We start from the raw sequence: 13534 nt of genomic DNA, 5'->3' as shown, positions 1-13534 counted from the left end.
AGCAACTTCACCGCCCGCTGCCAGGGACTTCCCATCCCAGCGGCCCCGGCGTCCCCCGCCGCCCCACGCGTCCCGCCGGCCGGCGCCGCGCCGGGCCGGCCAGGGCGGCGGGCGAGGGGCTCAGCCGGTGGCCAGCGGGCCGTTCGGGCCCGGGCCGGTCGGCGCGGCGGTGGCGAGGCTGGCGCTGGCGGCGTCGCGCGCGATGTCCCGGGGCACCAGGCGCCCGGAGCGGTAGGCGATGCCGATGCCGGCGATCAGCACGAAGATCGCACCGAAGGTCTGCAACGAGCCGATCAACGCGCCGCCGAGGCCCAGCAGCGGGGCGGCGATCATCAGCATCGTGCCGTCGCCGATGCTGAACGCCCCGGACCGGGCCACCGACCACCCGGTCAGCAGCCAGCCCAGGGTGTAGCAGGTGGCGCCGACGAGCACGAGCCCGCGGGCGGTGGTGCCGAAGACCGGGGTCTGCTCCGCCAGGCCCGCGAAGGGCAGCATGAGCACCGTGCCGGCGATGGACACCAGTAGGCCGGCGACGGCGACCCGGCGGCTGCGCGTCGCGGCCAGCAGCCCGGTCAGCGCCAGCAGGGCGAGCAGCCCGAGCCAGACCGACGCCACCCAGCCCACCAGGTAGAGCGGCCGGCCGTCGGCCGGGTACGGGTCGTTGCCCACCCCGCCGTCGCTGGCCATCGCCACGACGCCGTAGAGCACGGCGTACGCGGGAAGCAGCCACACCGCGGCCCGGGCGAACCGGCGCAGCGACCAGGCCCAGCTGGCGTTGGTGGCCGGCCCGGCCGGCGTCGGCTCCCCGACGAACGGCAGCACCCCGAACCCCCCGCCGGTACGCCGGCTGCCGAGCGGCCCGGTGGGGTCGTGCGCGCCCGGGACCGGGGCCGAGGACCACACCCGCTTCGCCGGATCCTTCATGCGTCACCTCGCTCGTCCGCGAGCGGTGCGGGACGCGCCGGGGCGCCCCGATGCCTGGTCACCACCCGTCCTAGAACCGATGGTGGCAGGCGCCGGAGCGCCCCATGAGCACTTCTCGTATTTTTCCGGGCTCGTCGGCCCGCGCCACTCAGCCCCGTTCGCGCTGGTCGGCCGGGTCGTTCAGCAGGCTCGCCGGCGAGACCGGCTCCGGCGCCGGCAGCCCCTGCGGCTTGCCGCCGGTGGCCTGCGCCTCGGCGACGCGTACCTCGTCGTGGATCTGCTGGGCGGCGGCCGCCGCGGCCTGCGCCGCCGCGGCCGCCTCGCGCTCCACCTCGCTCGCGCCGTCGGCCGCCTCCGGCGCCGGCTCGTCGCCGACCATCCGGCTCAGCCCGCCGAGCGCGCCGCCCATCCCCTCGAGGGCCTTGGTCAGCTCGGCCGGGACGATCCAGACCTTGTTCGCGGTGCCGTTGGCGATCTGCGGCAGCGCCTGGAGGTACTGGTAGGCGAGCACCTTCTGGCTCGGGTTGGCCTGGTGGATCGCGTCGAACACCGTCCGGATCGCCTTGGCCTGGCCCTCGGCCTGGAGGATCCGCGCCTGCCGGTCACCGTCGGCGCGCAGCACCGCGGCCTGCTTCTCGCCCTCGGCGGTGAGGATCTGCGACTGCTTGTGCCCCTCGGCGTTCAGGATCGCCGCCCGGCGGTCCCGCTCGGCGCGCATCTGCTTCTCCATCGAGTCCCGGATGCTCGGCGGCGGCTCGATGGCCTTGATCTCCACCCGGGTGACCTTGATGCCCCACCGGCCGGTGGTCTCGTCCAGCACGCCGGAGAGGTGCCGGTTGATCTCCTCGCGGCTGGTCAGCGCCCGCTCCAGGTCCAGCGAGCCGATGACGTTGCGCAGCGTCGTGACGGTGAGCTGCTCGATGGCCTGGAGGAAGTTCGAGATCTCGTACGTGGCGCGGACCGAGTCGACGACCTTGAAGTAGAGCACCGTGTCGATCGAGACCACCAGGTTGTCGGAGGTGATCACCGGTTGCGGCGGGAAGCTGACCACCTGCTCACGCATGTCGACCTTGGTGCGGACCGCGTCGATGAACGGGACCAGGAGGTTCAGCCCCGGGTTCAGGGTGCGCTTGTACCGACCCAGCCGCTCGACCACGTCCTGGCGCTGCTGGGGCACGATCCGCACCGCCTTGGCCAGGGTGATCACCCCGATCAGCGCCACGGCCATCAACAGGACCGGGATCACGAGTTCCATGTACTCACCTTTTCGCTTCGGGTAGCTCGTCGGAGGGGGAAACGTCGTCCCGCCAGACCAGGGCGGTGGCGCCCCGGACCTGGATCACCTGCACCCGCTCACCGGGGGCGAAGACCTGGCTGGCGTCGTAGGACCGGGCCTGCCACAGCTCGCCGTCGATCTTGACCATGCCCTGCCCGGCGTCGATCCGCTCCAGCACCAGCGCCGTGCTGCCCTCGATCGCCTCCACGCCGAACGGCTGCTCGCCGCTCTCCAGGGCGGAGCGTCGGTGCTTGCGCAGCGTCGGGCGTACGCCCAGCACCGTCAGCGCCGACACCCCGGCGAAGACGATCGCCTGCACGCCCACCGGCGCGCCGAGCGCCGCGGCGCCGGCGGCGGCGAAGGCCCCGGCCGCGAACATGATCAGGAACAGCGTCGTCGTGAAGATCTCGGCGACCGCCAGCACCACACCCAGCACGATCCACAGCACGGCGTCCACCACACGATCGTGACACGGTAATGCACGCGCGGCCCACCCCTGAAGATCAGTAAGCTCGGCGGCACGCCAGCGGCCCGCCACCGGGCCCGGAGGGAGGAGCGCGCCTGTGTCCCTGCTGCCCGACACCGCCCGCCACGTCGACACCCTCGTCGCCGAGGCGCAGTCCGCCGGCCGGACGCCGTCCCTGGTGATCGGCGTGGTACGCGACGGCGCGCTGGCGCACCTCGCCACCGCCGGCGAGCACCCGCGCCCGGACGGCGACCTGCAATACCGGCTCGGGTCGATCAGCAAGACCATGACCGCGACCCTGGTCATGCAGGAGCGCGACGCCGGCCGGCTGGCCCTGGACGACCCGCTGGAGAAGCATCTGCCCGGCACCGCCGTCGGCACGCTCACGCTGCGGCAACTGCTCGGCCACGCCAGCGGCCTGCAGCGCGAGCCGGAGGGGCCGTGGTGGGAACGCGCCGAGGGCGTCGACCTGGAGACCCTGGTGGCCGGGGTGACCGCCGAGAAGATCGCCTACCCCGCGCACCGGTCCTACCACTACTCCAACCTGGCGTACGGGCTGCTCGGCGGGGCGCTGGAGCGGATCACCGGCACGCCGTGGGCCGAGCTGCTCCGCCAGCGCGTCCTGGCGCCGCTCGGCATGCGCCGGACGACGTACGCGGCGACCGAGCCGTTCGCCCGCGGCTACGTGGTACACCCGTGGCACGACACGCTGCGGGAGGAGCCGCGTACCGACACCGGGGCGATGGCCCCGGCCGGGCAGCTCTGGTCGACCGCCGAGGACCTGGCCCGGTGGGCGGCCTTCCTGGCCGACCCGGCGCCGGAGGTGCTGGCGGCGGAGACGCTGACCGAGATGTGCGCCCCCGTGGTGATCAGCGACCTGGACTCGTGGACCGGCGGGCACGGCCTGGGGCTGGAGCTCTACCGGCAGGGCGAGCGGGTGTACGTGGGGCACGGCGGCTCGATGCCCGGCTACGTGGCCGCCCTGACCGTGCACCGCCCGTCCCGCACGGCCGTGATCGGCTTCGCCAACTCGTACGGCTTCCGCACCGACGGGATCGGCGGGCTCGCGCAGCGGATCCTCACCGCCGTGCTGGACGCCGAGCCGGCGCTGCCGCGGCCCTGGCGGCCGAGTGCCGCCGCCCCGCCCGCCGGAACCGCCGAGATCGCCGGCCGCTGGTGGTGGATGGGGGTGCCCCTCGACCTGACCTGGGACGCCGCCACGGGTGGTCTGATGGCGCACGTGCGCGGGGAGCGGATGAGCTGTTTCGCCCCGGAGGGACCGGACCGCTGGCGGGGCCGCTCCGGCCCGGAGAACGGCGAGATCCTCTCCGTGCTGCGCGACGAGGCGGGGCGGGCGGTGGCGCTGGACATCGCCACCTTCGTCTTCACCCGCACCCCCGACCAGGAGCCCTGACCCCGGCCCCGGCCGCAACCACGCTCAGGCGGGCTCGGTGACGAAGTCGATCAGGCGTTCCATCGCGTTGATCAGCGGGGTCTCCACGTCGGCGAAGCTGTCCACCCGGGACAGGATGTGCCGCCACATGTCGGCCGGCTCGGCGACCCCGAGCGCGGCGCAGACGCCCTCCTTCCACGGCTGCCCCGGCGGCACCACGGGCCACGCCCGGATGCCCAGCGCCGCCGGCTTGACCGCCTGCCACACGTCGACGTACGGGTGACCGGTGACCAGCACATGCGGCGAGGTCACCTTCGCCACGATCCGGCTCTCCTTGGAGCCGGGGACCAGGTGGTCGACCAGCACGCCGAGGCGGCGACCCGGGCCGGGGGCGAACGCGCGCACCTCGGCGTCGAGGGCGTCGATGCCGTCCAGCGGCTCCACCACCACGCCCTCGATCCGCAGGTCGTCGCCCCAGATGCGCTCGACCAGGGCCGCGTCGTGGATGCCCTCCACCCAGATCCGGCTGGCCTTGGCGACCTGGGCGCGGACCCCGTCCACGGCGATCGAGCCGGAGGCGGTGCGCCGGCGGGCCGCCGGGACGGGGGCGCGGCTCGGCCGGCGCAGCGTCACCGGCTCCCCGTCGAGCAGGAACGCCGCCGGCAGCAGCGGGAAGTTGCGCCGCCGGCCGTGCCGGTCCTCCAGCACCACCGCGCCGGCCTCGAAGCCGACCACCGCGCCGCAGAAGCCGGAGTCGGCGTCCTCGACCACGAGGTCCGGTTCGGCGTCCACCTCGGGGGTGACCTTCCGTCGCCGCCAGTCCCCCGCCAGCACGTCGTCCGCATACCGCCGCCCCATGAGAGATCACGCTAACCGCCCGCCTCCACGCCCGCACCCGACACGCCGCGACGCCCCCGGCACGCCGACCGTGCCGTCGTGGCGCCCGCACACGCCGCGCGGTTCGGCGTTCCGCCCACACCACCACATGATCGACAGGCAAGGGACGGGCGGAGCGGCAGTCGAGACAGGGGCGGCGATGACCACGTACCCTTTCGGCATGTCCACCCCCGCAGCGGGCGCGGCCACTCTCGCGCCGCGCCGGTCCAGCCGGTTCGTTGCCTGGGTGCGCGCGTGGCGCGCCGGGCTGGTGCCCTTCGACGAGGTCGCCGACGCCATCGCCGGCGACGAGGAGCACCTGGTCGCGGACGCGCCCGGCACCTGGACCGACGTCCCGCTGCCGCAGGCGCTGCCCACCCTGGCGAAGCTCTCGCCGGACGAGATCCGCCTGGTGCTGCCCGCACCGGGCGATCCGCGCGGGCTGCCCGGCCCGGGCGACTTCGCCGGCGCGGCGCTGCTGGCCGGCGAGGCGGTCGTCGCGGGCAGCCTCGGTCTGATCCCGCACGTGCGCACGCACACGTCCGGCTCCGGCGACACCTTCGAGACGGTGCTCTGGCGGGTCTACCCGCTGCCGGCCGACGCTCCGGCCGCGTCGCTCGCGCTGCCCGGCGCGGCCGAGGCCGAGGCGGAACTGGCGGCGGCCCTGCACCACACCACCGCCGCGCTGACCCGGCTGGACGTCGCCCAGTGGCGACCCGAGCTGGCCGGGGCACTGGAGGAGCTGCGCCGACCCAACGGCGCCACCGACCTGCCGCCCGGGTTCGACCCGCGGGCCCGGCGGCTCTTCGCCCGGGCCGCCGTGCTCGACCGGGTGCTCGCCCTGGCCGGGCACGCCGCGCCCGGCGGCGCGATCAACAACTACGAGGCCCAGCAGCGCGACGCCGCGCTGCGCCCGCTGACCGCCGCCTGCCGACAGGCCCTGGTGGCCGCCTGCAACGCCCCGCTGCGCCCCTGACGGCGGGCGGGCGTACCGCCGCGGGCGGGGGGCCGGTGTCGGGCGCGCGGCGGCCGGGCCGCGCGGCGCCCGCGCGTCAGACCTCGTCGACCAGGTCGGCCACCGAGTTGACGATCCGCGACGGACGGTACGGATAGCGCTCCGCCTCGGCGCGGCTGCTGATCCCGGTCAGCACCAGGATCGTCTCCAGGCCGGCTTCCAGCCCGCAGAGGATGTCGGTGTCCATCCGGTCGCCGATCATGGCTGTCGTCTCGGAGTGCGCGTTGATCGTGTTCAGCGCCGAGCGCATCATCATCGGGTTGGGCTTGCCGACGAAGTACGGCTCCACCCCCGTCGCCTTCGAGATCATCGCGGCGACCGAACCGGCGGCCGGCAGCGCGCCCTCCACCGACGGCCCGGTCACGTCGGGGTTCGTGCAGATGAACCGGGCCCCGTCGTTGATCAGCCGGACGGCCTTGGTGATCGCCTCGAAGCTGTAGGTACGGGTCTCCCCCAGCACCACGTAGTCCGGCGCGTAGTCGGTCAGCACGTAGCCCACCGCGTGCAGCGCCGTGGTCAGCCCGGCCTCCCCGATCACGTACGCGGTGCCGCTCGGCCGCTGGTCGGCCAGGAACTGGGCGGTGGCCAGCGCGGACGACCAGATGGCGTGCTCGGGCACGTCGAGGCCCATCCGGCTCAGCCGGGCCTGCAGGTCCCGCGGCGTGTAGATCGAGTTGTTCGTGAGCACCAGGAACGGCTTGCCCGAGGCGCGCAGCCGGGAGACGAACTCCGGCGCGCCGGGCACGGGCTGACCCTCGTGCACCAGCACGCCGTCCATGTCGGTCAGCCAGCTCTCCACCGGCTTGCGGTCCTGCATCTTCACTCGTTCCAGGGGTGTCGGGGGCGCCGGCGGAGCCGGCGCGGCGGTCAGGAGTCGGGATTCGGGGGTCGGGTCGGCGGCCGTCATGAGTCGGGCCGCCGAGGGCGGGCTCGGCGGCGGTCAGGAGCCGGGCCGCCCCGGGGCCGGGGCGACGGGGCGGCGGGCGGGGACGCAGCACACCGTCGGGCAGGTGTCCCACATCGGCAGGTCACCGAGGCGGCGGCGCAGGGCCGCCCCGTCCGGCTCGGTCCGCTCCCGGACCAGCTCGCGGACCATCGCCACGAACCGCGGGTCCGTGCCCGGGGTGGCGGCCCGGACGAAGTCCAGGCCGAGCTGCCTGGCCGTCTGGCGCGCCTCGGTGTCCAGGTCCCACACCACCTCGAGGTGGTCGGAGACGAACCCGATCGGGCTGACCACCACGCCGGTGGTGCCGGCCTCGGCCAGCGTGCCCAGGTGGTCGTTCACGTCCGGCTCCAACCACGGCACGTGCGGCGGGCCGGAGCGGCTCTGCCAGACCAGGTCCCAGGGCAGGTCCGGGGCGGCCGCCGCGTGCACCAGCCGGGCCACCTCGGCGAGCTGCGCCTCGTACCGGCCGCCGTGGGGGCCTGCGGTGGCGGCCATCGAGTTCGGGATCGAGTGGGCGGTGAACACCAGCCGGGTGCTGTCCCGCTTCGCCGGGTCGAGCTGCGCCAGCGCCGCCCGTACCGCGTCGACGTGCGGCTCGACGAACCCGGGATGGTCCCAGAACTGGCGGATCTTGTCGATCAGCGGGGCGTCCGGGCCGACCGCCGCCCGGGCGGCGGCGATGTCGTCCTGGTACTGACGGCAGGAGGAGTAGCCGCCGAGGGCGCTGGTGACGAACGCCAGGGCGTGCCGGACGCCGTCGTCGCGCATCCGCGCCACGGTGTCGGCGAGCATCGGATCCCAGTTCCGGTTGCCCCAGTAGACGGGCAGGTCGACGCCGTGGGCGGCGAAGTCCTCCCGGATCGCCGCGAGCAGCTCGCGGCACTGCTGGTTGATCGGGGAAACGCCGCCGAAGTGCTGGTAGTGCTCGGCGACCTCCGCCAGCCGTTCCGGCGGCACGCCCCGCCCCCGGGTCACGTTCTGCAGGAACGGCATCACGTCCTCGGGCCGCTCCGGCCCGCCGAAGGACACCAGGACCACCGCGTCGTACGCCATGGTGCCATTCTTCCCCGTCGGCCGCGCCCGCCGGGCAAGGCCCCCTCGCCCCGGCGGTTAGGAAGGGCCCCCTGCTATGCAGAATGCGATTGCAGGGGGCCCTTCCTTACACCTCAGGCGCCGATGGCGTGGTAGCCGCCGTCGACGTGGACAATCTCGCCGGTGGTGGCCGGGAACCAGTCGGACAGCAGCGCCAGGCAGGCCCGGGCGGCCGGCTCCTGGTCGGTGAGGCTCCAGCCCAGCGGCGCGCGCTCGGTCCAGGCGTTTTCGAACTGCTCGAAGCCCGGGATCGACTTGGCGGCGATGGTGCGCAGCGGCCCGGCGGCGACCAGGTTGCTGCGGATGCCCTGCTTGCCCAGGTGCAGCGCCAGGTAGCGGGAGGCCGACTCCAGCCCGGCCTTGGCCACGCCCATCCAGTCGTAGACGGGCCACGCCTTGGTCGCGTCGAAGGTCAGGCCGACCACCGCGCCGCCGGCGGACATCAGCGGCAGCGCCGCCATGGCCAGCGACTTGTAGGAGTACGTGGAGACCTGCAGCGCGGTCGCCACGTCCTCCCACGGTGCGTCGAGAAAGCCGCCGCCGAGGCAGCTCTGCGGGGCGAAGCCGATCGAGTGCACCACCCCGTCGAGGCCGTCGACGTGCTCGCGCACCCGGTCGGCGAGCCCCGCGAGGTGCTCGGCGTTGGCCACGTCCAACTCGATCACCGGCGCCGGCTCGGGCAGCCGCTTGGCGATCCGCTCGACCAGGGACAGCCGGCCGTAGCCGGTGAGCACGACCTGCGCCCCGTTCTCCTGGGCGAGCTTCGCCACCGAGAAGGCGATCGAGGCGTCGGTGATGACGCCGGTGACGAGCAGCCGCTTACCGGCGAGCAGTCCGGACATGCAGGGATTCCTCCGTAGTTCTTCAGTGACCGCTGTCAGTGGCCCATGCCGAGGCCGCCGTCGACGGGGATGACGGCGCCGGAGATGTAGCCAGCGGCGTCCCCGGCCAGCCAGGTGACCGCGCCCGCGACCTCGTCCGGCTGCGCGAAGCGGCCGGCGGGGATGACCTTGCGGTACTCGGTCTTGCGGTCCTCGGGCAGCGCGGCGGTCATGTCGGTCTCGACGTAGCCGGGCGCGACCACGTTGGCGGTGATGTTGCGGCTGCCCAGCTCGCGGGTGATGGAGCGGGCCACGCCGACCAGTCCGGCCTTGCTCGCCGCGTAGTTGACCTGGCCGGGGCCGCCGTAGAGGCCGACCACCGAGGAGATGAAGATCATTCGGCCCCACTTCGCGCGGAGCATCTTGGTCGAGGCGCGCTTGGCGCACCGGAACGCGCCGGTCAGGTTGGTGTCCAGCACGCGGGTGAACTGCTCCTCCGACATGCGCATCAGCAGCGTGTCGTCGGTGATGCCGGCGTTGGCGACCAGCACCTCGACCGGCCCCAACTCGGCCTCGATGGCGGTGAAGGCCGCGTCGACCGAGTCGGAGTCGGTGACGTCGCAGCGCACCCCGAACAGCCCCTCGGGGGCGTCGCCGCTGCGGTGGGTCACCGCCACCCGGTCGCCCTGCTTGGCGAAGGCCTGCGCGATCGCCAGGCCGATCCCCCGGTTGCCGCCGGTCACCAGGACGGTACGGGCCACGGGTCCCCCCTCTGCTCAGTGATCTCCCGGTCGGTCGGAGCCTAGGCGTTACCGACAGGTAAGCGCTAACGGCGGGCACGTCAGGCCGGGTCACGACGCACGGATCGCCCGTTCCCGGGCGCGTCGCGCCGGGGGCTGCCGGGAGCGGGTCCGCCCGGTGGACCCTTGTGGGCGGACCGCCCGCGGACACTCGCCGCCCCACGCGCGAGGGCGGCGACGGCGGCGGCCCGAGCCGGGCGGGCGGTCGACCGGAGCCGATGGGCCGAGTGCGGCAACGGACGCCGGCCGGTGTACGATCATCGGCGTTTGCGGGCCGATCGCGGCCCGCGTTCCGGGCCCCGCCGACCACAGGAGGTGATCGCTGTGCGAGATAGCGATCCTCCCAGTCGTGGCCGGGCCGTCCGTCAGCCCCGCTGAGCCACGACTCAGCAGGTGAGCTGACCCAGCTCCGCTCCCCGCACCCGCCCGGTCCCCGGCCCCGCGCCGGGTGACCGCGCCGTGCCGCCCGCCACCCGGGCGGCCCGCCGGGAGCCGCCCCCCGGTCACGACTTCTGTGTGCGCGTCCTGATCCACCCCTGCGGTTCGCTTCCGCTCGCGGACCGTCCAGTCGCCACCCGGAGCCGTCCATGAGCCGCTACGTCGCCCCGCTGGGCTTCACCCTCGCCGCCGTCTGGGTGGCCGTCATCTTCGTCCTCGCCGGCCACTGACATTCGGGACGCCGGCGGTGGGCGTCGACCGCCCGCCGCCGGCGTCCCGGGTGTCAGAGCATGCGGGAGGACCACAGCAGGCTGAGCGCGCCGGCGCACAGCGCCAGCAGCAGGGCCACGCCCGCGTACCACTGGGTGACCTCGCGGGGCTCCGTCCGGAACCCGATCGAGCTGCCCATGTCCTGGTAGACCTGCTTCAACTCGGTCACCGAGGCCGCCTCGTAGAAGTAGCCCTCCGTGGCCTCGGCCAGATCGGCCAGGGCCAGCCGGTCCACCGGCACCCGCTGCAACTGCCCGCCGATGTCCACCTGCCCCGAGTCGGTGCCGAAGGCGATCGTGGAGACCGGCACGTTGGCCGCCTGCGCCGCCGAGGCCGCCTCCTCCACCGACCGCCCCGAGGTGCGGTAGCCGTCGGAGAGCAGCACGATGCGGGCCGGCGGGATCTCCGCCGCGCCGTCGGCCGGCACCGACCGGATCGCCTCCAGGCAGGTGAAGACCGCCTCCCCGGTCGCCGTCGCCTCGGCCAGCACCAGCCCGTCGATCGCGCTGGTCACCGCCTCCCGGTCCTTGGTCGGCGGCACCAGCACGTTCGCCGCCTTGGCGAACGAGACCAGCCCCAGGTTGTAGCTCTCCGGCAGCTCGCCGACGAACTGCTTGGCCGCCTCCTGCGCCGCCTCCAGCCGGTTCGGCGCCACGTCGTCGGCCTGCATGGACAGCGACACGTCGATGGCCAGCATCACGGTGGCCCGCTCCAGCGGCTCCCGGGTGTCGACCGCCGGCCGGGCCAACGCGGTCGCCAGCACCAGCAGGCAGAGCAGGAACGCGGTCGCCGGCACGTGCCGACGCCAGCCCAGCCCCTTCGGCGCCAGGGTGCGCAGCAGGTCCACGTTGGTGAACCGCATCGCGTACGCCCGGCGGTTGCGCTGCCGCCAGACGTAGAGCGCGGCGAGGGCCAGCACCGGCAGCACGGCCAGCAGCCACCACGGTTGCAGAAAACGGATCATCGTGTCGTCCCCCTGGTGCGGGCGTGCCGCTGCGCGGCCACGAAGCGCACCATGTCGAGCAGCCAGTCTCGGTCCGTACGCAGTCGCAGGTGGGCCGCGCCCGCGCCGCGCAGCGCGGCGGAGATCTCCGCCCGCTGGGCGGCAGCCGCCTCGGCGTAGCGGTGCCGCAGCAGCGGGTCGGCGGTCTGCACCTCGTGCAGCCCGCCGGTCTCCGGGTCGACCACCGGCAGCACCCCGACGTCGGGCAGCTCCAGCTCCCGGGGGTCGACCACCTCGATCGCCAGCAGGTCGTGCCGTACGCGCAGTTTGCGCAGCGGCCGGGCCCAGCGGTCGGTCGGGGCGAGGAAGTCGGAGATGACCACCGCCACCCCACGCCGCCGGGGCGGCCGGTTGAGCATGTCGACCAGCGTGCCCAGGTCGCTGCGCCCCGGGCGGATCTCGGTGCCGGCGACCGCCCGCAGCAACGCCTGGGCCTCCTTGCGGCCGGAGCGGGCGGGCACCCGGGTGAACACGTCCGGACCGGGGACCGGCGGCGCGCTCCGCCACCGGCGCGCCGGGGCGCTCGTGCCGCCGCCGCTGCCGATCACGGCGCCGATCCGGTTGCCGCCGCGCACGGTCAGGTGGGTCAGCGCCGCCGCGGCCGCCACCACGACGTCGCGCTTGAGCCACCGGCCGGTGCCGAAGTCCAGGCTGGCCGAGAGGTCCACCGCCAGCCACGTCTCCAGTTCGCGGTCGGCCACCGTACGCCGGACGTGCGGCATCGTCGTGCGGGCGGTGACCGGCCAGTCCATCCGGCGTACGTCGTCGCCGGGGCGGTACTCGCGGGACTCCCCCGCCTCGCTGCCGGGGCCGGGCAGCAGGCCGGCGTAGTCGCCCTGGAGCAGGCCGTCGAGTTTGCGGGTGACCAGCAGTTGCAGCCGCGACAGGACGGCTTCGGTGCGGTCCGAGGGGATGTCGGCGGGCCGCCGGACGGGTGAGGTCACGGCCGCTGCCCGGGCCAACCGGCGCCCGGCGGCGCGGCGGTCGGCGTCGGTGTGGCCTGCTGACGGGGCGCGACCGAGGGCAGCGGAATGGTGGACATCACCCGGTGCACGACGTGGTCGGCGGGCACGTCGTCGGCGAGCGCGTCGTAGCTGAGCACCAGCCGGTGGCGCAGGATGTCCGGCGCGATGTCCTGCACGTCCTGCGGCAGGGCGTAGTCCCGGCCCCGCAGCAGCGCCAGCGCGCGGGTCGCCCGGACCAGGCCGAGCGAGGCGCGCGGGCTGGCGCCGTACTGGATGAGCTGGGCGACGTCCGGCATCCCGTGCTCCGCCGGGGCACGCGTGGCCAGCACCAGCCGGACCGCGTAGTCGACCAGGGCGTTGTGCACGAAGACCTGGTCCGCCTTGTGCTGGAGGGCGACCAGGTCGGCGGTGGTGAACACCGGCGCCGGCTCCGGCGGGGCGACGCCCATCCGGTAGACGATCTCCCGCTCCTCGGCGTCGGTCGGGTAGCCGACGAGGATCTTCATCAGGAAGCGGTCCCGCTGCGCCTCGGGCAGTGGATAGACCCCCTCCTGCTCGATCGGGTTCTGCGTCGCCATCACCAGGAACGGGTTGGGCACCCGGTGCGTCTCGCCGCCGATCGAGACCTGCCGTTCGCTCATCACCTCCAGCAGCGCCGACTGCACCTTGGCCGGCGCCCGGTTGATCTCGTCGGCAAGCAGGAAGTTGACGAAGACCGGGCCCAGCTCGACGTCGAACTTCTCGCTCGACTGCCGGTAGATGCGGGTGCCCATGATGTCGGCCGGCACCAGGTCCGGGGTGAACTGCACCCGGGCGAAGGAGCCGCCGACGACCCTGGCGAGCGTCTCCACGGCGAGCGTCTTGGCCACCCCCGGGACGCCCTCCAGCAGGCAGTGGCCCCGGGCGAGCAGCGCGACGAACATCCGCTCCACCATCCGGTCCTGCCCGACGATCACCCGCTTGATCTCGAACAGCGCCCGCTCCAGCAGGGTCGCGTCCTCGGCCGGCGTGGTCACCGGCGCGGGTGTCTGCGGGCCCGTCCCGTTGGGCGTCGGGGCGTCGGGCGTGGTCGGCTGGGCCACCGGTCCTCCACAGCATGATCGGTTGTCGTGCGGCGTGGTGCGTGTCAAGACTCGCATGCCCGGCTGAGTGCCGAGGTGGGGAGAACCCGATTATCGCCGCGCCGTCCCGACTCGCCGGATCGCCGGCCCGCCACGCCGTCCCACGTCGCGGAATCGCCGTTCACGGG

At 74.3% G+C, this 13534-nt stretch carries 13 protein-coding genes; 2 read left to right on the top strand and 11 right to left on the bottom strand.

Features of this window, described 5'->3' with window-relative positions; genetic code table 11:
• Positions 1 to 120 precede the first annotated feature (120 nt).
• The 3 genes from ACGF5G_RS27915 to ACGF5G_RS27905 form a co-directional block, all read right to left on the bottom strand.
• Positions 121 to 924 (bottom strand): hypothetical protein, encoded by an 804-nt coding sequence (locus ACGF5G_RS27915; protein ID WP_357699272.1) that lies wholly within the window; start codon positions 922 to 924, stop codon positions 121 to 123.
• A gap of 148 nt (positions 925 to 1072) precedes the next feature.
• Positions 1073 to 2179, bottom strand: a complete 1107-nt coding sequence (locus ACGF5G_RS27910) for an SPFH domain-containing protein (protein WP_357458993.1) — start codon at positions 2177 to 2179, stop codon at positions 1073 to 1075.
• A 4-nt stretch (positions 2180 to 2183) separates the two neighbouring features.
• On the bottom strand, positions 2184 to 2657 hold the full coding sequence (locus tag ACGF5G_RS27905) for an NfeD family protein (RefSeq protein ID WP_393268055.1): 474 nt from the start codon (positions 2655 to 2657) through the stop codon (positions 2184 to 2186).
• 106 nt (positions 2658 to 2763) lie between these two features.
• On the opposite strand from ACGF5G_RS27905, the gene ACGF5G_RS27900 reads away from it, so the two are divergent.
• Complete coding sequence (locus ACGF5G_RS27900) at positions 2764 to 4080, top strand: serine hydrolase domain-containing protein (RefSeq protein WP_393268052.1); 1317 nt, start codon at positions 2764 to 2766, stop codon at positions 4078 to 4080.
• Positions 4081 to 4104: 24 nt separating this feature from the next.
• On the opposite strand, the gene ACGF5G_RS27895 is transcribed toward ACGF5G_RS27900, so the two are convergent.
• Positions 4105 to 4917: a DUF3097 domain-containing protein gene (locus ACGF5G_RS27895; RefSeq protein WP_393268050.1), complete on the bottom strand. Its 813-nt coding sequence runs from the start codon at positions 4915 to 4917 to the stop codon at positions 4105 to 4107.
• 199 nt (positions 4918 to 5116) lie between these two features.
• Here ACGF5G_RS27895 and ACGF5G_RS27890 point away from each other — a divergent pair, with 199 nt between their 5' ends.
• Positions 5117 to 5911 carry a hypothetical protein gene (locus ACGF5G_RS27890; RefSeq protein ID WP_357699283.1) on the top strand — a complete coding sequence of 265 codons (795 nt, stop codon included), beginning with the start codon at positions 5117 to 5119 and terminating at the stop codon, positions 5909 to 5911.
• 76 nt (positions 5912 to 5987) lie between these two features.
• On the opposite strand, the gene ACGF5G_RS27885 is transcribed toward ACGF5G_RS27890, so the two are convergent.
• From ACGF5G_RS27885 to ACGF5G_RS27855, 7 genes are all read right to left on the bottom strand, one after another.
• The gene (locus ACGF5G_RS27885; protein ID WP_393268047.1) at positions 5988 to 6767 is read right to left on the bottom strand and encodes an HAD-IIA family hydrolase; all 780 of its coding nucleotides are present in this window, start codon (positions 6765 to 6767) and stop codon (positions 5988 to 5990) included.
• A gap of 123 nt (positions 6768 to 6890) precedes the next feature.
• Positions 6891 to 7949: a ferrochelatase gene (locus ACGF5G_RS27880; RefSeq protein ID WP_393268044.1), complete on the bottom strand. Its 1059-nt coding sequence runs from the start codon at positions 7947 to 7949 to the stop codon at positions 6891 to 6893.
• Positions 7950 to 8062: 113 nt separating this feature from the next.
• Complete coding sequence (gene fabI, locus ACGF5G_RS27875; protein ID WP_393268043.1) at positions 8063 to 8830, bottom strand: enoyl-ACP reductase FabI; 768 nt, start codon at positions 8828 to 8830, stop codon at positions 8063 to 8065.
• Between the two features lie 35 nt (positions 8831 to 8865).
• On the bottom strand, positions 8866 to 9570 hold the full coding sequence (locus ACGF5G_RS27870; RefSeq protein ID WP_350711402.1) for a beta-ketoacyl-ACP reductase: 705 nt from the start codon (positions 9568 to 9570) through the stop codon (positions 8866 to 8868).
• 760 nt (positions 9571 to 10330) lie between these two features.
• Complete coding sequence (locus tag ACGF5G_RS27865; RefSeq protein ID WP_357699294.1) at positions 10331 to 11281, bottom strand: VWA domain-containing protein; 951 nt, start codon at positions 11279 to 11281, stop codon at positions 10331 to 10333.
• Positions 11278 to 12282: a DUF58 domain-containing protein gene (locus ACGF5G_RS27860; RefSeq protein ID WP_393268040.1), complete on the bottom strand. Its 1005-nt coding sequence runs from the start codon at positions 12280 to 12282 to the stop codon at positions 11278 to 11280. The genes ACGF5G_RS27865 and ACGF5G_RS27860 overlap by 4 nt, the downstream gene beginning before the upstream one ends.
• The gene (locus ACGF5G_RS27855) at positions 12261 to 13367 is read right to left on the bottom strand and encodes a MoxR family ATPase (protein WP_350684013.1); all 1107 of its coding nucleotides are present in this window, start codon (positions 13365 to 13367) and stop codon (positions 12261 to 12263) included. Before ACGF5G_RS27855 ends, ACGF5G_RS27860 begins: the two co-directional genes overlap by 22 nt.
• Positions 13368 to 13534: the final 167 nt, after the last annotated feature.

It is taken from the genome of Micromonospora sp. NPDC047730, assembly GCF_043204765.1.
In the GTDB taxonomy this organism is placed as follows: domain Bacteria; phylum Actinomycetota; class Actinomycetes; order Mycobacteriales; family Micromonosporaceae; genus Micromonospora.
This window is presented reverse-complemented; position numbering and strand designations above follow the sequence as displayed.